This window comes from Arenicella xantha (assembly GCF_003315245.1).
Lineage (GTDB): Bacteria > Pseudomonadota > Gammaproteobacteria > Arenicellales > Arenicellaceae > Arenicella > Arenicella xantha.
In genome coordinates this window covers 58,419-78,661 of sequence record NZ_QNRT01000006.1, presented here as the reverse complement: position 1 = coordinate 78,661, position 20,243 = coordinate 58,419, and the positions used below count along the sequence as shown (strand labels likewise).

The following is a 20,243-nucleotide window of genomic DNA, read 5'->3' as shown; positions in this document are numbered from 1 at the left end:
GGACCTTGATAGCTATGATAAAACAACGTGCTCTTGATATTGAGAGAAACCAGAATAAGCCTCTTTCCAAAATAATTACCCTAACTCTAATTGCGACAGCGTTTTTTGTACATGGGCCTGCGTATGGACAACAAGGTAAGGATGCGCTTTCGGCGATAACTGCTCTTTTATTGCTTGATGATGCTGGTTCTGGTGTGCCTTCATTACTGGATTTTCCGGAATCAATCACGTACAGCACCACTGCGCCAATTCCAACGCTACAGTTCAACAACACTGGTGGTACAACGCTTACCAGCTGTACGGTTTCGCCGCCTTTGCCTGCGGGCCTGAGTTTGCAGATATCGGCTGATATGAAAACCTGTGAAATTAGTGGAACTCCAATCGGAGCGCAGTCAGAAACTACATTCACAATCCTTGCGGCGAATGCTCAGGGTAGCGATACGGCTACCGTCGCTTTGACATTTGTAACTGGAACTATCTCACTGAGTGGCACCATAACTTATGACAGAATACCCGCCACGTCGACACCAGTTGCATTGGACTTTGCCAGCATAGTGCAGAAGCCTGCGCGTTTTGCGACCATTGAGCTTTTGGATAATACGAATGCGGTGTTGCAGACCAGCGTGACCGACGCAACAGGTCAGTTTGCCTTTGATTTGACGCAAAACGGCTTGGTCAAATTGCGTGTTCGTGCTGAATTGCTTAGCACTAGCGGAGCTGTCTATGATGTAAAAGTAGTCGACAACACCAGTTCTAACGCGCTTTATACTCTGGCTGAAACATCGGCCAGCTTAGTGACTGGCACAGGGAATAGAAACCTGAATGCGCCATCTGGTTGGGGTGGTAGTTCGTATAACAGTATCCGAGCATCAGCGCCATTTGCCATTCTGGACTCTATTTATGAAGCAATGGGCGATATTATTGCGGTGGACCCTGTCGTATCTTTTCCTCCTTTGGTGGCTAATTGGAGCATTAATAATGCGCCTACCAGCCCACAAAACCTTTCTTCTGGTGCTATCGGCACATCCTTCTATGGTGATGGCAATCTCTATATCCTCGGTAAGGAAAACAGTGATACAGACGAATTCGACGGTCATATTATTGTGCACGAATGGGGGCACTATTTTGAAGATAAGTTGTCTCGCTCTGATAGCCCCGGCGGTGGTCATGGCGATAATGACCGGCTAGATATGCGAGTCGCTTTTGGAGAAGGCTTCGGTAATGCCTTATCTGGTATGGTATTTGATGATCCAATTTACATAGATACATCCGGTAATAATCAGGCTGAAGGCTTTGTCATAGATGTGGAGAGCAATACTTGGGGTAACCCTGGTTGGTATAGCGAGGGCAGTGTACAGTCGATTTTGTATGATTTGTACGACAATGTTGATGACGGAGTTGACGCTGTCACATTAGGCTTAGAGCCAATTTATACTGTGCTGGTAAATGGTCAGAAAAACACCGCCGTACACACCAGCATATTCTCTTTTATTAGTGAATTGAAAGACTACGTTCCTGGACAAGCCGTTGCGATTAGTTCGGTAGTCAGCGGCCAATCTATTGTCGGCTCGACTATTGACGATACAGGCTCAAGCGAAACCAACAACGCATCTGACCTCAGTAATGTTTTACCTATCTATACACCGATCACCGCCGGCATCGCCAACATAGTCAATCTGTGTACCACAACGGCATTCAACAACGGAGGCGACAGTAATAAGTTGTCAAATTACCGGTATTTGACTTTTAGTCTGGCATCCAGTGAATACGTCTCTGTGTTCGTGGAACAGAGCGGCATCAGCTACGGAGATACCGATCCTGAATTTGAAGTGGTACAAAATGGAGTGTCGAAATTTACAGGCTCTACTGCTGACGTGGATCGTGAGTACGCAGACGGACTGTTGAGCGCAGGTGACTATGTGTTGACCATAACCGATTACAATATTGAAAACCATAATGTAACCGCCGGAACGGCTTGTTTTGATGTTTACCTTGATATTGCACCTTAACCGCACGAGGAGACCCGGATGCGAAAAATTATTATTACCTCAGTTTTTACGGTGTTTTGCAGTTCAATGCTGGCAGTGAATGCGGGCATCAATGAACCGAAACTTACCGTACCCCAGCAAGTGGCTGAACCAGTGCCTATGAAAGTTCATACTATTGAGGTCAATCATGGTAAGCCAGGTGCATCGATTGCGTTAACTTATCAAGTCCAAGAAACTATTACAGCGGGGGAGACCATTAACGTGAATTTGGCTTTTAGGTCTAATAAATCGGAAGGTCAGCTTCGCATTGAAATGAACGCAGACACAGGAATGACGCTTATGAATGCTCCGTTATTTGTGATCGACCTGCCTTCCACATCAAGCGATTTGAATGCACAGGTACAAACTACGACCAATGGCCTTTTTTATCTGAACGTCACAGCAAAAGAGTTTGATGCACAGGGTAATGGACTTAGGAGCCGCAGTTTTTCGGTGCCGATACAAGTTGGCCCGCCGGTGAATTTTCGAAGTGAAGAATTACGCGGTACAGAACAGAGTAAGGAGAAGATAATAGAAATGCCAGCGGAACGCCTCTAATATGACCTACGATCGCAAGATTAGGTTCTACATCGAATTTTGTAGGTTCTCGGACGCTTAGAGCTGTTGTTAGAGAGACCAAGCTAAAGTACCACGGGTACTCCTGATAGAAATTTGATCTGACTTGGCCAACCACCGTTAAATTCGGGAATATAGGGAAATATAGCGGGTCAGATCTTTGATCTATGAATGCCTTGATCCTAAATCAAAGACTTGACCCTCATTGTTTGCTGCTCATTGTTTGCTGACGCTGCGTGACTAACAGTCACCATTGAGATGGCGAGCGCTACCCGATGAAAACCGGAAGGAGCCTTATCTCTACCTCCTATTCTTTTATTTTTGAGGGGAGATAACTGCTGTCATCGAAATCATTCGATACAGGTGTGCCGATATGCGAAATTGTGTGTAGAGGCTGACCCGTAACGATCTGCTGCAAATCATTACTACCACGAAGCAAAACTGTCATAACAACAAACTCCCCTATGGCTCCGAGCTCAGGAGTAAATTTTTCATAGTCACTTTTTAGGTAGTGTGTGAATATAGTTTCCTTCCAACTTACTGCAAATTCTTCTGTTTGGTTTTCTATAAACACAGGATTTCTGGAATACTTCGGCGGGAAATCCGCATCGTTTACAAAAACCAATCTTACAAAGTACAAGCCGTCTCGTATTCCTCCCATTTTTTGAGCGACTTCGGGCTTAAACTGAGACTGAAATTGAAAGTGTTTTCGAATCCTTTCTATGCGAATCGATTTTTGTTTTGCGCTTTCGTTAGGTTTGATTTTTTGACCAAAAGGGCTTTCGGTCTTAGGTAGGGCATCCCGCTTCAGAGCTGCCTCAAAAACAGCCTCGACAAGGTCGCTGTCCTCAAATGATCTAAATTGGTCGATAGATTCTTGGATCTCGGCTGGAGTCATCTCCGGAGACGGTTGCTCACAAGGTACTACTATTTTTTCACCGGAGAGTGTTTTATCAAAACACTCATCAAACCCTTTTCTGCTGTAAGCTGCATAATCCGTCTCTGCTTTCACCAAACTGAACGGTACCAAGGTCAACACCGCCACACAGCAAAATCCCTTTATTGTTCTCACGTTTTGTCCTAAATAAGATGTTCCTTAAAAAAGCCATTCTCACGCACTAGCAATCAAATGTCGACTAAACTCTCCTGTTCAGAGTTAGGTCTATACAAAAACACACAGGGTAGACTTTCCAGGGTTTGCTAGACGCCAAATATAGAGGGTCAAGCTGATTTAAAATTCTGTTGAGAAGATAAGATCGGGCACGCGCCTTGCTTTGGCTGGAACTGGTAGAAGGTGCAGCTAGTCCGCAATATCGCATGGTGGATCAGCTTGGTGGCTAGGGATAGTGTTTAGAGTTAATGCTTCTTAAATACAATAGCTTACGCCAATCTAATGGCGGAGAGGGGGGGATTCGAACCCCCGATACGCTATAAACGTATACACACTTTCCAGGCGTGCGCATTCGACCACTCTGCCACCTCTCCGATTCTAGGTTGAGGAAAGGGCTTACCTTTCGCTCATTTTTCTCCCTTTTGACAGCACATTATTACATGTACCTAACGCAGCGCGTCCAGCGCTTTGCTGTTTTTAGTGCTACGCGTTGCGATAGTTTGCATACGGTCAGCATGCGCTGTGCAACGATGGAACGGGGCGCAGGATAAACCAGAATCGAGCGCGGTTCAATTGCTTATTGCGACTCTTTAGACTAATCGCTATTCTGCTGTTTATGCGAATTAAAAATGTTATATCTCAGATGTTTCGTCTGGCGGAAAGCGCGATTCGTTTTTTCTTTCGCCATGTGGAACTTATTCTGGTGTCCGCGCTGATTTTTCTGGCGGCGGTTCAGTATTATTTGAGACCACAGTCGCAGTCACTTGATCAAGTCATTGCAAGTGGCGAGCTGCGAGTATTGATAGCCGACGAACCGGATTCGCAGTATATGTTGAACCGACAGCATTTTGGCTTTGAGTATGACATGTTGTCGGAGTTGGCAAACGACTTGGGCGTTACGCTCTCGCTTGATGTGGTGCCCTATGGCGAGCTTTTTACCTTACTGAGTAGTGGCGCTGGCGATATTGCAGTTGGTGGCATACTCGACTCGCCCTTTGTCCATCGTGTTAGCCAGCCGACGATTCCGTGGTATCAGGCTAAGACCACAGTGATTTATAAACGCGGCACGCAACGCCCGAAGAATCTTAAAGACCTGCAAGGAGCGGAGATTTTAGCCGGCGCACGTTACTACCAACTAAAGGAACTCGAAGCACTGAATTTGGTGGATGACTATCGATCTGAATATGACTTATTCGCGGCAGTCGATATGGGCGAAGAACGATTCGTTTTGAGTACCAATTATCGGGCGCTGAACGCCAAGCACTATATGCCGTACTTAAACCGGAGTTTTATTTTGCCGGAGAAGGTGGGCGTCGTGTGGGCGCTGCCCAAGCGGTATGACTCGGCGTTACTGGAGCGAATCAACCTGTTTTTAGAAGGCGCGCTGGAACGTAAGTTGCCGAATAAGCTGGCTACCAGCTACTTTAAGTCGCCAAACCGTTTGTCTACTTATGATGTGTTGGCGATTCATCGAAAAATTAAAACGGAGTTTCCTGAATATGAGTTCGCGTTTCGTAAGGCCGCGCGACGTGGACGCTTAGATTGGCAGCTTTTAGCCGCGATGGCGTATCAGGAATCGCGTTGGTCGAACGAAGCAAAATCGCCCACCGGTGTGCGCGGAATTATGCAGCTTACCACTGAAACCGCGCGTTCTTTAGGTGTCGATGATCGGTTGGATATGTCGCAGAGTATTGATGCGGCAGCACGCTATGTACGCGAGCTAAAAGCCCAGTTACCGGACGACATTAAGGAGCCGGAGCGAACTTGGTTTGCAATTGGCGCTTATAACGCGGGTTTAAAGCATATTCGTAATGCGTATCATGAAGCGAAAAAACGTGGTCTCGACAACACAAAGTGGCGCAGCGTTCGTGAGGTGCTGCCGACACTTTACGGTGAACCGTTTAGTAAGGGTGGGCAAGCCAAGCATTACGTTGACCGGGTGCAGATTTTTACCGATATCATTCGGTTTTATGATCTTCATCAGCGTGATGAGGTCGAGTTAAAGCGCGGCGTGGCAGTGATTGGTGAGCTTGAACCAGAAGAATAGCGGTTGTTTTACGCTGTGCAGTACGTCAGTGAACCGCTATAATCGCGCGCACTTATTTGAACCAGTCTGAGTGATCGGCTTAATGCAATCAGCTTGAGTCATCCTCGTTAACCCTATTTTAAGTTTATGTCGGCACCTGAAACGTTTTTCCACATTGGCTATGCTCGAGCCGCCTCTACCTTTTTGCAAAAGACGGTGTTTCCGGCGCTGACTGGCTTACAGTACATTCCAAGAAATAACTTCCGCGTGCGCGAGAGCGAGAAACGCCGGTTTCGTGGCGACAAGATTCTAATGTCGCGCGAAGCAGGGGAGTTTATTTTCGATCGTGTGGATCGTGTACATGAGATATTTGGTAGTCGCATTATTATCTCGTTGCGTCGTCACGATGTACTTGCGGCATCAACTTATCGCTTGTACGCAAAGAATGGGCACACTTTTCGATTTGATAAGTTTCTAGATTTGGAAACCAATAATGGCGTGCGCAAAGTAGAAGACTTTACTTATATGCGTTTGTTTGAACACGTAGAAAAGGTCACCGGTCAGAAGCCAATTGTGCTTATTTTTGAAGATTATATTGCTGACCCCGATTTCTACATCGACACCTTGTGTAGCGCGCTGCAATGTGGCGTTGATAAAGCCAAGTTGAGTCATCGTGCGGTGCATAAATCGTATAGCGACAAGCAGTTGCGTTTGCGTCGACAGTTTGCAGAAAAAGCCTTATCGCCAGAAGATGATCATGCTCGGCTAATTGGCACGGGTATTGAGGACTACACGTTTGTGAAACGCATGAAGGAGAAGGTGATGGTGCGTGTGTCAGGCATTATGATGCGCTTGATTCGCTTTGCACCAGACAGCTGGCTCAACGACGAGCCGCTGCTAATTGATTCGCATGTCCAAGCCATCCGCGAGTATTTCGCGGATGACTGGAAGGCCGCTTACGCTTACGTCGAGCGCCAAAGTGAGGAACTCGGTGTCAGCCGAAACAAGCCGGCGCCATTTTAGCGTCGGCTTAGTATTGGTTGGCTGTGGTTAGTTAGCGGCTTTCGTTGCTTGTTTTCATTGCCGGCTTATCGGTAGGCCGCAAGTTCTTTACGAGCTACTTGCATGCGGTGTACCGCATCTGGACCATCAGCAAAGCGTAGCGTACGCATTTGCGCATACATATCCGCCAGCGGTGTGTCTTGCGACACGCCAGTACCACCGAACATTTGCATTGCTTCATCAATAACCTTGAGCGCCATATTCGGGGCTACAACCTTGATTTGAGAGATGTACGGCGCTGCGGCCTGCGGGTCACCTTGATCCATCATCCAAGCCGCTTTTAGGCATAATAGACGCGCCTGCTCAATGGCAATTCGGCAGTCGGCGATAATGTCATAATTAGCTCCGAGCTTGGCTAACGGGCGGCCAAACGCAGTTCGGTTTAATGATCGTTTACACATTAGTTGGAGTGCACGCTCAGCTTGTCCAATGGCACGCATGCAGTGATGGATTCGTCCTGGGCCTAAGCGACCTTGGCTGACTTCAAAACCACGACCTTCGCCAAGTAGTAAGGCTGATGCCGGTACGCGAACGTTTTCAAAGCGCAGGTGTAAATGGCCGTGTGGTGCGTCATCATGACCAAACACAGTCATGGCGCGTAATGATTTAATACCAGGGGCATCGGCAGGAACCACAAACATTGAATGCTGTGAATGACGTGGCGCTTCATCGCCAGCGGTGCGTGCCATCAAAATATAGACTTTGCAGCGTTCATCACCAGCACCAGATGACCAATATTTTTCGCCATTGAATACCCATTCATCGCCATCACGCACGGCGCTAAACTTTAAATTGGTAGCATCAGAGGAGGCGACATCCGGCTCAGTCATCAAATATGCAGATCGGATTTTACTTTCAAGAAGTGGCTCAAGCCATTGTTTTTTATGCTCTTCAGTGCCGTAGCGTTCTAATACTTCCATGTTGCCGGTATCCGGTGCCGAGCAATTGAATACTTGTGGGCCAAGCACACACCAACCCATTTGTTCGGCTAGGTGAGCATACTCAACCGTTGATAGACCATAGCCGCGCTTGGAGTCTGTTAACCAAAAATTCCAAAGATCTTGCGCTCGAGCTTTGGCTTGAAGGTTGTCTAAAATTTCGTGCTGGCGCGCTGTCATGGTGAAGCGGTCGCCGGCTTTGCCAACTTCTTCGTGAAATTCGACATCGGCTGCCAGTATTTCTTCCTGCATTAAGCGAGTTACTTTATCAAGGATAGGTTGTAGCCGATCGGTGACGCCGAGATTCATAGTCATATCATTTCCCATTAGGTTGTTTTACTTATCTTAACCGTCAATTCTACGGTATTCGCTGGACAACTTGTAACAAAAATCTCACGTCTATGGTGCAGTCGACTATCGAAGCGGATTCAATCTCGGTACAATGCGGACTGTTTCATCAGTATTTTTATTGGCTCTTCAACTGTTACGTCTATTGTTGCATACGGCTGCTTACCATAGTCTTCACGTTACCATAGTCTTCACGACCTTCATCTAACTCTTCAACCGGACCACATTTTATGCGCACGATACTGGCCCCAATGGAAGGCGTAGTAGATGCTGGCATGCGCGCAGTGTTGACTCAGTTGGGCGGCTACCATCGCTGTGTCACCGAGTTTATTCGTGTCACTGAGCAGCGTATTCCGAAGCGCGTATTTGTGCGCTTTGCTCCCGAATTAGAGCAGGGCGGGTCAACCGCAGCGGGAACTCCAGTTTACCTACAGCTGCTCGGCGGCAACGCGTATTATATGGGCGTTAATGCGGCACGTGCGGCGCAACTAGCGCCTGCCGGTATAGATTTAAATTTTGGTTGCCCATCGAAAACGGTTAATCGCAATGATGGCGGTTCGGCCTTACTGCGTGAACCGCAACGTATTGCCGACATTGTTAAATCCGTGCGTGATGCGGTTGATCCGGCGATTCCGGTGACCGCTAAAATTCGTTTAGGTTTTAGCAACAGTGATTACTTGCTGGAGATTGCCCACCATATCGAGTCCGCGGGCGCCAATGAGCTGTGCATTCATGCGCGCACTCGCGAAGACCGCTATAAACCACCGGCGTATTGGAGCTTGGTAAAATCGGTGTCTGATGAACTGAGTATTCCCGTTATAATCAATGGCGAAATTTGGACGATAAGCGATGCCTTAAAGGCCCGCGAGCAGAGTGGTTGCGGCGATATTATGTTGGGTCGTGGCGCGTTGTCGTTTCCACAGCTGGCGGCATGCCTCGCTGCTCATGACGAGGGTAGGCCGAGCAATGAATTTAGTTTTAATGAGATCCTTGTGTTACTGAGAGAGTATTTAGCCGTTTCCGAAAAGAAGCATCCGATGTTTGTTGGCAACCGCGCGAAGCAGTGGCTGGTGTTTTTGCAAATGAATTACCCCGATGCCAAAGCTGTGTTTCATCAGCTAAAACGCTTGAAGGAAGCAGGGGCGGTATTTCAAGTACTCGATCAAGCTATTGAGCATGGGCCGGTTCCAAGCTTAGCGCCAAGCCATGCCGTTAAGGTGACCGGAGCAACCTTATGACTGCGTCGGCTAATTCGCAACGCGCAGAGCCAACCGAGCTTGAGCCTATTTCGCGCGAAGGTTTGTCGTTGTTGGTGATACTTGCTGGCTCGTTTCTCGCACCGTTGTTAATGCACTCAACTACTTTGGCGATACCCAGTATGGCAGCCGACCTGCGTTTAACCGCTGAGAGTGTGAGTTTGTTGACGCTAGGGCATATTCTAAGCAGTGCTTGCATGGTGCTGCCGGCCGGTAAACTGGCGGACATTTATGGTCGACGCAAGATTTTTTCGATAGGCACGCTGATTTCAGGCTGTGCTTGTTTGCTCGGCGGCTTTGCGGATTCTGCAATTTCGTTGATTGCCGCGCGGTGTTTGCAGGGCGCTGGTGGCGCATTTATTTTCGCCAGTGCGTTGGCGCTGGTAAACAGTATTCCACCACCGCAACACAAGGCGCGAGTGATGGGGATTTATATCGCCATCGCTTATTTGGGAATTGTTGTGGGGCCGCTGTTTGGTGGTTATGTGTTAACCCACACCGATTGGCGTTGGGTTTTTATTCTGCCTGGCATTGCCTTACTGTTAACCGGCTTTATCGGCTCTGTGTGTTTGTCATGGGAGCGTTACGGCAATCGAAATACGCGGCTACGATGGCTTGATACTAGCCTTTACATGCTGTCGTTGGGTCTAATTGCGGTGTCGGTTTTTAAAACTGGTGCGCTGATCGGGCAATTTATGTTGCTTGCTGGTCTAGCGGCGTTTGGCGGTTTCTGCTGGTTTCAAACCAAGCGCAAAGATCCGTTATTGCAGGTGTCTTTGTTTTTGCATAATCCGGTTTTTGCGTTGTTGGGAACGGTTAACTTTTTGGCTTACAGCGCAATTTTAGCGCTGTCGTTTACGCTGACCTTGTTTTTGCAATATATTCTCGGCTTAGATGCGCTGACCACTGGTTGGCTATTGATATCTCAGGCTTTACTTACCGCATTGGTCGCGCCGATGTCGGGACGGTTGACGGAGCGCTATAAGATTAAAGACCTCTTGTTGATTGGGTTTACCATTATGTTGCTGGGCATGCTGTGCTTTGCTGTGTTGGGGGAATCGTCGAGTGTTTGGCTAGTAATCATCGGCTTGGCGCTGGTGGGGTTATCTATTGGTATCGTCGATACCCAAATTATTCATACCGCGTTAAACTCGGTGAGCCATGAGCAGCTAGGCAGTGCTTCAGCGACCTTGAATGGATTACGTTCAATGGGCGGCTTTGTGGGAATCGGCATTGTGTCGTACCTGATGAGTCTCTATTTAGGTCGTAACGAGATTGTGCCTGCGCTATACGCTGAGTTATACAGCATGCTGCATGTGTATTTTATTGTTGCCGCATTATTGGTGGCCGTCGCTCTGCTGCTGTTAGTGGTCGGCCTGATTAAACGAGATACATTGTGACTAAATCGACAATTCAAGCCCCTGATACCATGAGTTCTGTTCCGCAACCTAATTGGGTTTATCCAGATCCATTTATATTAAACATTCGCGTTGATGCGTCGGCCATCGATAGTTATCAGCATGTGAATAATTCGGTGTATCTGAAATGGGTAGACGATTGTGCTCGCGCGCATTCGCTAGCCGTGGGTATTGATTGTGAGCAGGCGACTGAGTTTGGTTTGGGAATGGCGGTGCGTGAAAGCCGTGCGCTGTATCTTAATGCGGCGTTTGAAGGCGACTCGCTGATGGTTGGCGCATGGGTATTACGTAATGATAAGAAGTTACGCATAACACGCCAGTTTCAAATCGTACGGGTTGCCGATGCTAAGGTTTTGGTACAAGCAGAAGTTGACTACGTGTGTATCGATATCAAATCGGGTAAGCCCGCACGCATGCCCAGAGAATTTCGTGAGTTGTACCAGCCAATTGTGCAAGTCGAAGCAAATACGAGTATCGATAGTTAACTACAAGAATAGTTAACTACAAGAATAGTTGACTACATGAAGAGTTGACTACATGAAGAGTTGACTACATGAAGAGTTAACCGTCGGAACATTTAACCCTCGGAATAAATAACCCTCGGAATATTTAACTAAGGGAATAGTTAACCACGGGCTTTTAGCGCGGCGCGTATTTATTAAATCTCACGGCACAACCATACATGATGTTTCTATGAGCATTGTGTGGAGCGCCATATTATTGCTCTGGCTTGCGTTACGCTCTTATCTCCTAGTAATCCGAACCAGTGAGAATAGAGATGGATCGTTGTGATTTAGCCGTTGTAGGCGGTAGTTTTGCGGGCTTGGCTTGTGCACGACAGGCTGCGTTGAATGGACTCGATACCCGTGTGTTTGAACGCAAAATAGCCCCGGGCGCGTATACTCAAAGTACCGGCATATTTGTGCAAGAGATCGCCGACATGGTGGCGCTTCCGGCCGAGCTTATGCGGCGTATCAAAGGGGTTAGACTCTACGCACCAAATATGCAATATATTGACCTTCGCTCGCCGGGGTATTCGTTCGTGGCGACAGATACACAACGAGTGCTTACCTGGATGGCTGATCGCGCGGTTGAGGCCGGTGCAAATATTGAATCGTCTACTCAGGTGCAAGAGGTAACCCGTCGTGAGTCTGAAGTAATACTTGAGGAGCAAGAGCTCGCCGCTTCGTATTTAGTGGCTGCTGATGGAGCCAATTCAGCTATGGCGAAGCAGTTGGGCTTGGGCACTAATCAACAGGTGTTATGTGGCGCAGAGTATGAGGTTGACGGGTTCGACGAACTGGATGCGGATTTTTTACATGTATTTATCAACTCCGACTACGCGCCAGGCTATATCGGTTGGTTGTTTAAAGGAGTAAAAACGGTGCAACTTGGGGTTGCGGTTAAACCTGGTAAGCACGTTAAATTGCGTCCGTTCTTTGAGTTTTTGAAGAGTTACTTTGGATCTGACGCCACCATGTTGAGTGGTCGCGGTGGCTTGATTCCGTGCGGTGGGGTAGTGAGTCCTTGGGCTGACGGTAATGTTTGCTTGGTCGGTGATGCAGCCGGAATGGTGTCGCCGCTTACCGCAGGAGGTATTCATCCGAGTATTGAGATCGGCGAGCAACTAGGCGTCGCCGTGGCTGCACACCTCCGACATGGCTTAGCGTTACCGCAAGATCAGATTCGCTCTATGGTGAAGCGCTACCCCGTTAAAAAGCGTTTACGTAGCGCTTATAATCAATTCGGAGCGCCGGATTCGCTAGTCAATTTTATGATTTCGAACGGTTTGTTTCGACGAGTGGCGCAGATTGTATTTTTTCATCATCGCGGATTACTCAGTAAAGACGCTTGGCGAGATATTTTGTTTGCTGAATTAGCGGCTAAGTAGCTCGTCGTCACTCAATGTTCACCTTGATTCGCTTGCAGATGGGTACAATCTCGCTACCACAATAAACCGATACTTCTACAGGGAGCACTAATGCGATTTTTACTCTTACCACTTTTATTGATGAGCTTAACAGCACAAGCTCAAGACGAACCGTCGCCATTTGAAACCAAATTAGCCGTTGCGATGCAATCAGAGTTACGGAGTGACGATGAAAAAGCGCGAGACGCTAATCGCCGACCAGTCGAAACCCTTAGTTTTTTCGGAATCGAGCCGAATATGAAGGTGTTAGAACTGATTCCTGGTGGTGGTTGGTATACCAAGCTGCTTGCGCCGACACTGCGTGACGAAGGTAGCTTGACCGTGGCGATTGGTACATCAAGGATAAAAGACAATTTGATCACTCAAGCCGGCATGGACAAAATCAATATTCTCGACGCCGAGTATGAGATCACCGATGGTTCCGAGCCGCGGCTAAGAACCATTAATGCGTTTGAGTTTGGTGCCAGCGGATTTGATGCAATTCTGACATTTCGCAATATGCATAACTTTGATGCAGCGGGTCGTAAGAACATTAATGACGCGGCGTTTAAGTCGTTAAAGCCAGGCGGTATTTACGGTGTGGTTGATCATACTCGTCGCCATATGGAGCCTTTTGGCAGTGAGAATCGTCGTCGAGTCGATCCCGTGCAGATTATCAAGGAAGCGCTCGATTCAGGGTTCGAATTCGTAGCATTTTCTGACCTGCATTATAAGGCTGATGACGAATTGCGCTATGAAGTAGGGCGTAAATCCGTCACAGGGAATACTGACCGATTCACGCTTAAGTTCCGTAAGCCAAACTAGTTTCACATTATTTAAAATTAGACCAGCGTGCCGCATTAAGGAGTGATGTGAAGCACGCTGGTTTATAAGCTCTTTAGTCGAGATTACTTCCACGTAGGCAAGTTTTGCCCGCTTATATTCGCACGTGCTCTGCCTAATTATGTCTTAAAGGCCCTAAGGCTTTTCTGATTGAGGGGATAAATTACTTCATCGCGCCGAGTATTTTGGCATAGAATATTCAATTATCTCATCGCCTATCTGCACTATTCATATTGACAGTCAAATGCCGCCAGCTTCAAAAGTGAGCACGCTTTGTGCTTAGATCGAGATCAATGCTTTTAAAAGTCCTTAATACAAGCCGAGAACAATGCAACAAAAAATTAACTTTCGAAACGACTATGCTGCTATTTGGCGCGCTAAAAAAGAGTTTCTAAAACCAGTAAAACACATAGATAAACTTTGTTTCGATGACCTCATTGGAATTGATCGACAAAAAGAACAGTTGATCGAAAACACTGAGCGATTTTTAAATAATTTGCCAGCCAACAATGTTTTACTCTGGGGCGCAAGAGGCACAGGGAAGTCTTCGCTCATCAAGGCTCTGTTGAATACCTACGCAGCAAAAGGGTTGCGCGTTATTGAAATAGACAGAGAAGATCTGGATGATCTGATTGATATATCGGACGTGATTAGAGACTTGCCGTACAAGTTCATTGTGTTTTGTGATGATTTGTCTTTTGAGGAAGGCGAGAAGGGATATAAAGGACTCAAACGAATCTTAGAGGGTTCAATTGAGTCGCCACCTGACAATGTCAAAATATACGCCACGTCAAATCGTCGGCACTTGGTTCCTGAATATCAAAATGAGAATCAAGCGGTAAACGTCAGTCATAATGGCGAGATTCACTACGGCGACAGCGTCGAGGAGAAAATATCACTTAGCGACAGGTTTGGTCTCTGGCTATCTTTTTACCACGGTAATCAGCAGGCGTATTTAGAGGTGGTAGAGAGTTATTTTAAAGAGTACGAAGGAGACCGAGAGTTACTTAGAGCGGAGGCATTAAGTTTTGCACAAGTGCGAGCGAGTAAAAGTGGTCGAACCGCAAAACAGTTTTATAACAGCTATTTTCAGAAAGAAACTTAATGATCTTGGCGGGTTTAGATTGAACTAGGTCTGACAAGATTTAACGCAGTGCTACACCGATAGGAATGAAATTATGATGACACTTTCACAGTTAACAGAGTTAATAGGTTGGGCGTCACTGGTCAATATTGCTTATCTTATGTTGGCGACTATTGTTATTGTTTTCATGAGGGGAGCGATAATATCGATCCACAATAAGGTGTTTGGGGTCGGTACAAAGGAACTTGATGCCAAGTATTTTGACTTTCTGAGTCATTATAAAGTTATGACATTGGTGTTTTTTGTGGCGCCATATATCGCTTTAAAAATAATGGGTCAGTAATCATTAGCAAATAACTCAAGCGGTAAATTCAGATGGCCGTTGCGATGTATTAATCGCGAGTGCTTCAACTGAACAGCAGAGCGTTGATTTTGGTATCTGAATAATCAAAATGAGGTTGGTGCTTGCATTACTAGCGGCTGTGTTAGGCAACAACAAATATACTCGTTACTAAGTCCCGTGACGAATCACTACCCATTACTGCTGATATCGACGGGAGTGCAGTTGAACTTAAAAGTTAAATAAGAACAGATGTTCATGGGTTGTTTTTCAGATGGTTTGTGATGCTGGAAAGTTTGTAGTTTTTAGGTATCTTATCAAGCTATATAGAAATTCACTCGAACTTTTTTCTAAGGATCAGTTTTGCAATTAGACGTAAATGTATCGGCAAAAACATGCCCGCTATGCGGTAACGAGAATTACTGCGGGAACCTAGTGTCTGGTAGTGACGGAGGAGGTTGCTGGTGCACTAGTAGTGATATTGCGTTTCCTGATAGCTTGTTAAATCAGGTGCCAAACGACGCTAAAAACAAAGCCTGCATTTGCAAATCTTGTGCTTTGAAACATAAGCGCAAAATCGACGGTAGTTAGTCAGGTCAACATATTAACCATCAAAGGTGTTTATGCGTGATGTAGTGTTAGACAATTTTAAATTTTATCTGATTTCGTTGGTGGTGGTAGGCCATGCTATTGAGCCGTTAATTGATAAGTTTGAATGGCTTAAGTCCGTATACGTATTCATATACTTATTTCATATGCCAATGTTTGCCTATGTATCCGGCGTGTTAACGGCATCGAAAATTGATAGTTCCTTATTCAGAAAGATCGTTGGCAACCTAGTCATTCCTTATGTCTGTTTAGAAATAGTCTATTCACTATTTGATTATTATGCTTTTTCTAGGACCGCTTTAGTAATATCACCTTTAATTCCTTACTGGATTCTTTGGTATCTGTTTAGTTTGGCTTTATGGCGGATGCTATTACCGATTGTCGCGCAGTTTAAGTTCCCCATCGCACTTTCCATTGTTCTGGGGCTTGCCTGTGGACTGAATAGCTACGATTACAACTTGTCCTTTTCAAGGACATTCGTGTTTTTCCCCTTCTTCCTTATTGGGCATTATTGTCATTCGTCAATAATGGATAAGATACAAGCATATCGCATGAGTAGGGCGGTTGGAGGTGGCTTTATTGCGCTAATACTTCTCCTGCTTATTGTTATGCCCGATGCTAACAACATTAATGTTCGGTGGCTCTACGGAAGCCGGTCTTATTCTGGCTTGGGAGTTGAATGGTGGCTGGGTATGGGTTATCGATTGTTGATCTATATTGCGGCTTTTTCAGTGGGCATGGCGTTGTTAACTTTGGCGCAAAAGAATCGACATTTTTTTACGATGTACGGAGAAGAGTCTTTGTACATATATGTTTTGCATGGGTTTGTTATGAAGGGCTTACTCGCCGCGGGTCTTTACGGTTATATTCGCAATGAGTGGGAGGCATCAGTTTTGATGCTTGGTTCATTGGCGCTGCTGCCGATATTAAGCTCACGATACGCGAGGAAGCTCGCGGATAATATTATGAATCCGTGCGGGTTGAAGCGTGTGGTGTTGGCTGATACGGTGCGCTGAATAAGTGCTGATGGCTGAAGGCTCTTACGGCTGAAGGCTCTTAATGGCTGAAGGCTCTTAATGGCTGAAGGCTCTTAATGGCTGAAGGCTCTTATGGCTGATGGCTCTTATTGGCTGACGGCTCTTATGGCTGAAGGCTCACTATAACGATCAAAAGCAACTCGGTGGTTAGGATGATAAACTTACGTTCGCATCATAGGTGAGAACAGATAGGAGGATACGATGAAATTTAGACTTGGAATAATCGCGCTTTTGCTGGCGCTGCTGACTGCATGCAGTGAGCCATTGCCGGAAGACAAGTTAATCTATGCTGGAGATTGGCGAAGCCAAGAGATGGCCTTACTCATTCTTGCTGATGGGAGTGTGTCTTATAAGCGACTAAAGAAGGGCGTCACAACTTCTGTAAATGGTCCACTTCAGGAATTTAAGGGCGATAGTTTTGTTGTTGGTTTGGGTCCGATTAAAACTACTTTTGAGGTTAGCGAAGCGCCACATGAGGTGGATGGAACTTGGCAGATGGTGGTCGATGGGGTACGTCTAACCAAGGTCTCGCAATAAGTGAATCTTCCAAAACTTCTAGTAAGGTAATGCCCCAACCACATCGTAGGCTTATTGTATTGTTGGCTGCTATGCCGCTAATTCCTGAAGGTATCGCGTTGTTGCATCTACTTCTCAATGGTGGTCTGGATTGGCCAATGAGATGGAATAATGAGGTCGTTGCCTGGACCCTAATGTTATCGAGTTTTGCGCTTGCTTCGCTTTTCTTAGCGATGCGGTTTAAACAATATGTTTTGGCGGTTTTGCCGGTCACATCACTGATGTTTGTATTGCTATTATTTGTTGATGATAGTGCCGAGCCATCGTCAAAGTCGGATGCGGCCGAATTGGAGTTAGTAGGGTTTTGGTTCCAGCAGTGGAGTGATTGGTAGTCGGGCGGCGCTGTAGGCTAAGTGCATAGCAGAGTTTGAAATGGCGCTTTACCCTTTATTTTGCCCGATGTTTTGGTTTAAAAAGCTGGCCGCAAGGAAGTAATCGTATTAGATTTAGTGTCCGCCATAATACTAATACAATAAAAGCTGAAACGCCGTTAATAGCTTAGCCCACCGGTATGCGCGAAAGTGCGCTCTGTCAGTACGCTTTCGGCAGTCATCGCTGTGCAACTACTCGTCGTTTTAGCTTAGCGTTAAGTAAAAAAATCATCACTCTAGGAGTCAAACAGTATGAAACTTGAATCAATAGCCTTGCATGAAGGTTACAAGTCAGAAGAAACCACAAAGGCCGCCGCGGTTCCGATTTACCAGACCACATCGTTTACGTTTGACAATACACAACATGGCGCTGATTTATTTGATCTTAAAGTGCCGGGCAATATTTACACGCGTATTATGAATCCAACTACTGATGTGTTGGAGAAGCGTATTGCCGCTATGGAAGGTGGGATTGGCGCCTTATGCGTTGCGTCTGGAATGGCCGCAATTACTTATGCGATTCAATGTTTGTGTGAGGTTGGCGATAATATTGTTAGTACCAGTGAATTGTATGGCGGCACCTACAACTTTTTTGCGCACTCCTTGCCAAGGCAAGGCGTTGAGGCGCGCATGGTCTCGCACGATGACTTTGATGGATTTGAAAAAGCCATTGATGGTAAAACCAAAGCGGTGTTCTGCGAATCCATCGGAAACCCCGCTGGCAATATCGTCGATATTAGCCGCTTAGCCGAAATAGCCCATAAGCACGGCGTGCCGTTGATCGTCGATAACACCGTGGCGACACCATATTTGTGCCGACCGTTTGAGCTTGGTGCAGACATCGTGGTGCACTCGTTGACCAAGTATATTGGCGGCCATGGCACCTCGATTGGTGGGGCAATTGTCGATTCTGGTAAATTCGATTGGGTAGCGAATAAGGAGCGTTTTCCAGTGATGAATGAGCCAGACCCCTCGTATCATGATGTTGTTTACACTGAGGCCTTAGGTGCTGCAGCGTACATAGGGCGTTGTCGTGTGGTACCGCTCAGAAATACCGGCGCAGCGTTGTCGCCGATGAATGCGTTTCAAATTTTACAAGGTCTTGAGACGCTCGGGTTGCGTATGGATCGACATTGTGAAAATGCTGAAAAATTAGCCGCTTATCTTCAGCAACACGAAAAAGTTAAATGGGTAAGTTATGCGGCATTGGCCGATAGCCCGCACTTTGAAAACTGTCAGAAGATTACTAATTCAAAGGCGTCAGGTATTTTGAGTTTTGGTGTCGATGGTGGCGTAGAAGCCTGCGCGCGGTTTATCGATTCGCTCGAAATGATTTTGCGTTTAGTGAATATCGGTGATGCGAAGTCACTTGCGTGCCATCCAGCCTCAACTACGCATCGACAATTGAATGAACAAGAGCTAGCGTCAGCTGGTGTAAGCGCTGATTTAATTAGGATATCGGTGGGCATTGAACATATCGACGACATTATTGCTGATGTGAGCCAAGCATTAGATAAAGCTTAATGCGCAACTAGCCAGATTAGTATGTTGGCGCCGAGCGAGACGTTATGGATATGGTTTTCGTTTGGCGCCTATTTTTGGCTAGCATTCGGTATGCTTGGAAAGCGTTTGCATTATCAAAGTGCTGAATTCAAACATCGGTTATCGGAAGTCATTAAAGCATGCAAATAAAAGAGTTACGGGTATTCATCCCTTGCGATGATTTTGACGTGTCGCTGGCATTTTATAAAGCTCTGGGCTTTGAGGCAGACGAAGCCAATGCGGATCTGGCTATTCTGATAGGTGGTGGATCAACGTTTTTCCTAATGCGCAATGCACAACACCAGTCGGTGAAAGAGCTGTCTTTGCAGTTAGTCGTTGCTGATCTTGACGAGGCATTGACTACCATTGCTGGCATTGACGAGGGCAATCTAAAATATACGCCAATCACGCATGAGCCCTGGGGCCGGGTCATCTATTTAACCGGGCCTTCTGGCGAGCTTTGGCATGTCACCGAATTGCAAATCTAGTTGTGTGGTCAACTAGTCGAGAAGGTGGCTGGCTTGCCCGCCTGTGTCGGTGTTAATAATTTGTCGAAATTCAGCTGTGCGAATCAGCCCAAATGTGTAAACTCTATTTGATAGATGTCTGCTACAGCTGCAAGGCATTCGCTAGAATCGCGCGGCTGTTGAAGATCAATGTTATTCGACCTCAGTAAAGAAGGAGTCCGAAATGTCTTATATCGATGGGTTTGTAGCGGCTGTGCCAACGGCTAACAAGGAAAAATATATCGAACACGCGAAGCTGTCCTCCCTAGTCTTCAAGGAGCATGGCGCGCTTAAAATCACCGAAGCATGGGGAGATGATGTTCCTGACGGGGAAGTCACCTCATTCCCGCTGGCGGTGAAATGTAGCGATCAAGAAACAGTAGTGTTTTCTTGCGTTGTCTGGCCATCTAAAGAAATACGCGATGCTGGCTGGCAAGCGATTATGCAAGATCCTAGAATGCAAGATGATCAAAATCCAATGCCATTTGACGGTAAGCGTTTAATATACGGCGGCTTTGAGTCAATTCTTGAAGTGTAAAATCTAGCTTGAGTTGTTATGGCTGCGGATGATTAATTTGTGGCACGCCCGCGGACAGCGTAGGGCAGATTATTTCAGAGCCGTTTAAATCATAGGCCAGACATTTATGCTTGCATATCTTAATGC

20 protein-coding genes and 1 tRNA gene are annotated in these 20,243 nt (G+C 46.5%); 18 read left to right on the top strand and 3 right to left on the bottom strand.

Features of this window, described 5'->3' with window-relative positions; genetic code table 11:
- Positions 1 to 14 precede the first annotated feature (14 nt).
- Together DFR28_RS16920 and DFR28_RS16915 are read left to right on the top strand one after the other, a co-directional pair.
- Complete coding sequence (locus tag DFR28_RS16920; RefSeq protein WP_113955578.1) at positions 15 to 2,009, top strand: hypothetical protein; 1,995 nt, start codon at positions 15 to 17, stop codon at positions 2,007 to 2,009.
- Between the two features lie 18 nt (positions 2,010 to 2,027).
- Complete coding sequence (locus DFR28_RS16915) at positions 2,028 to 2,585, top strand: hypothetical protein (protein WP_113955577.1); 558 nt, start codon at positions 2,028 to 2,030, stop codon at positions 2,583 to 2,585.
- Positions 2,586 to 2,910: 325 nt separating this feature from the next.
- Here DFR28_RS16915 and DFR28_RS16910 read toward each other — a convergent pair whose 3' ends face one another.
- Both DFR28_RS16910 and DFR28_RS16905 read right to left on the bottom strand, forming a co-directional pair.
- Positions 2,911 to 3,675, bottom strand: coding sequence for a hypothetical protein (locus tag DFR28_RS16910; protein ID WP_147251046.1), 765 nt, complete (start codon positions 3,673 to 3,675; stop codon positions 2,911 to 2,913).
- A gap of 322 nt (positions 3,676 to 3,997) precedes the next feature.
- Positions 3,998 to 4,088: transfer RNA gene (locus DFR28_RS16905), tRNA-Ser, on the bottom strand.
- A gap of 242 nt (positions 4,089 to 4,330) precedes the next feature.
- On the opposite strand from DFR28_RS16905, the gene DFR28_RS16900 reads away from it, so the two are divergent.
- Both DFR28_RS16900 and DFR28_RS16895 read left to right on the top strand, forming a co-directional pair.
- Positions 4,331 to 5,761: a transglycosylase SLT domain-containing protein gene (locus DFR28_RS16900; RefSeq protein ID WP_113955575.1), complete on the top strand. Its 1,431-nt coding sequence runs from the start codon at positions 4,331 to 4,333 to the stop codon at positions 5,759 to 5,761.
- A 126-nt stretch (positions 5,762 to 5,887) separates the two neighbouring features.
- Entirely contained in the window at positions 5,888 to 6,763 is an 876-nt protein-coding gene (locus DFR28_RS16895; RefSeq protein WP_113955574.1) for a sulfotransferase, read from the top strand.
- Between the two features lie 65 nt (positions 6,764 to 6,828).
- Here the strand turns inward: DFR28_RS16895 and DFR28_RS16890 are convergent, their stop codons facing one another.
- A complete protein-coding gene (locus tag DFR28_RS16890) occupies positions 6,829 to 7,992 on the bottom strand; it encodes an acyl-CoA dehydrogenase family protein (protein WP_425455484.1) in 1,164 nt (387 codons plus the stop codon).
- Positions 7,993 to 8,318: 326 nt separating this feature from the next.
- Here DFR28_RS16890 and DFR28_RS16885 point away from each other — a divergent pair, with 326 nt between their 5' ends.
- From DFR28_RS16885 to DFR28_RS16820, 14 genes are all read left to right on the top strand, one after another.
- Positions 8,319 to 9,326 carry a tRNA dihydrouridine synthase gene (locus tag DFR28_RS16885; RefSeq protein WP_113955573.1) on the top strand — a complete coding sequence of 336 codons (1,008 nt, stop codon included), beginning with the start codon at positions 8,319 to 8,321 and terminating at the stop codon, positions 9,324 to 9,326.
- Complete coding sequence (locus DFR28_RS16880; protein WP_113955572.1) at positions 9,323 to 10,744, top strand: MFS transporter; 1,422 nt, start codon at positions 9,323 to 9,325, stop codon at positions 10,742 to 10,744. The genes DFR28_RS16885 and DFR28_RS16880 overlap by 4 nt, the downstream gene beginning before the upstream one ends.
- Complete coding sequence (locus tag DFR28_RS16875) at positions 10,741 to 11,247, top strand: acyl-CoA thioesterase (protein WP_147251045.1); 507 nt, start codon at positions 10,741 to 10,743, stop codon at positions 11,245 to 11,247. The genes DFR28_RS16880 and DFR28_RS16875 overlap by 4 nt, the downstream gene beginning before the upstream one ends.
- Positions 11,248 to 11,540: 293 nt before the next feature.
- Entirely contained in the window at positions 11,541 to 12,653 is a 1,113-nt protein-coding gene (locus tag DFR28_RS16870) for an NAD(P)/FAD-dependent oxidoreductase (protein ID WP_113955570.1), read from the top strand.
- Between the two features lie 90 nt (positions 12,654 to 12,743).
- Complete coding sequence (locus DFR28_RS16865) at positions 12,744 to 13,496, top strand: class I SAM-dependent methyltransferase (protein WP_113955569.1); 753 nt, start codon at positions 12,744 to 12,746, stop codon at positions 13,494 to 13,496.
- A gap of 346 nt (positions 13,497 to 13,842) precedes the next feature.
- Positions 13,843 to 14,619, top strand: a complete 777-nt coding sequence (locus tag DFR28_RS16860; RefSeq protein WP_113955568.1) for an ATP-binding protein — start codon at positions 13,843 to 13,845, stop codon at positions 14,617 to 14,619.
- Positions 14,620 to 14,692: 73 nt separating this feature from the next.
- A complete protein-coding gene (locus DFR28_RS16855) occupies positions 14,693 to 14,941 on the top strand; it encodes a DUF6868 family protein (protein WP_113955567.1) in 249 nt (82 codons plus the stop codon).
- A 360-nt stretch (positions 14,942 to 15,301) separates the two neighbouring features.
- A complete protein-coding gene (locus DFR28_RS20105) occupies positions 15,302 to 15,529 on the top strand; it encodes a cysteine-rich CWC family protein (protein ID WP_113955566.1) in 228 nt (75 codons plus the stop codon).
- 32 nt (positions 15,530 to 15,561) lie between these two features.
- A complete protein-coding gene (locus DFR28_RS16845) occupies positions 15,562 to 16,563 on the top strand; it encodes an acyltransferase family protein (RefSeq protein WP_113955565.1) in 1,002 nt (333 codons plus the stop codon).
- Positions 16,564 to 16,785: 222 nt separating this feature from the next.
- Complete coding sequence (locus DFR28_RS16840; RefSeq protein WP_113955564.1) at positions 16,786 to 17,121, top strand: hypothetical protein; 336 nt, start codon at positions 16,786 to 16,788, stop codon at positions 17,119 to 17,121.
- Positions 17,122 to 17,150: 29 nt separating this feature from the next.
- Positions 17,151 to 17,492 (top strand): hypothetical protein, encoded by a 342-nt coding sequence (locus DFR28_RS16835; RefSeq protein ID WP_147251044.1) that lies wholly within the window; start codon positions 17,151 to 17,153, stop codon positions 17,490 to 17,492.
- A gap of 291 nt (positions 17,493 to 17,783) precedes the next feature.
- Positions 17,784 to 19,055 (top strand): O-acetylhomoserine aminocarboxypropyltransferase/cysteine synthase family protein, encoded by a 1,272-nt coding sequence (locus DFR28_RS16830; RefSeq protein ID WP_113955562.1) that lies wholly within the window; start codon positions 17,784 to 17,786, stop codon positions 19,053 to 19,055.
- 158 nt (positions 19,056 to 19,213) lie between these two features.
- Positions 19,214 to 19,561, top strand: coding sequence for a VOC family protein (locus DFR28_RS16825; protein WP_113955561.1), 348 nt, complete (start codon positions 19,214 to 19,216; stop codon positions 19,559 to 19,561).
- Positions 19,562 to 19,763: 202 nt separating this feature from the next.
- Positions 19,764 to 20,117, top strand: a complete 354-nt coding sequence (locus DFR28_RS16820; RefSeq protein ID WP_113955560.1) for a DUF1428 domain-containing protein — start codon at positions 19,764 to 19,766, stop codon at positions 20,115 to 20,117.
- The last annotated feature ends 126 nt before the right edge of the window (positions 20,118 to 20,243 follow it).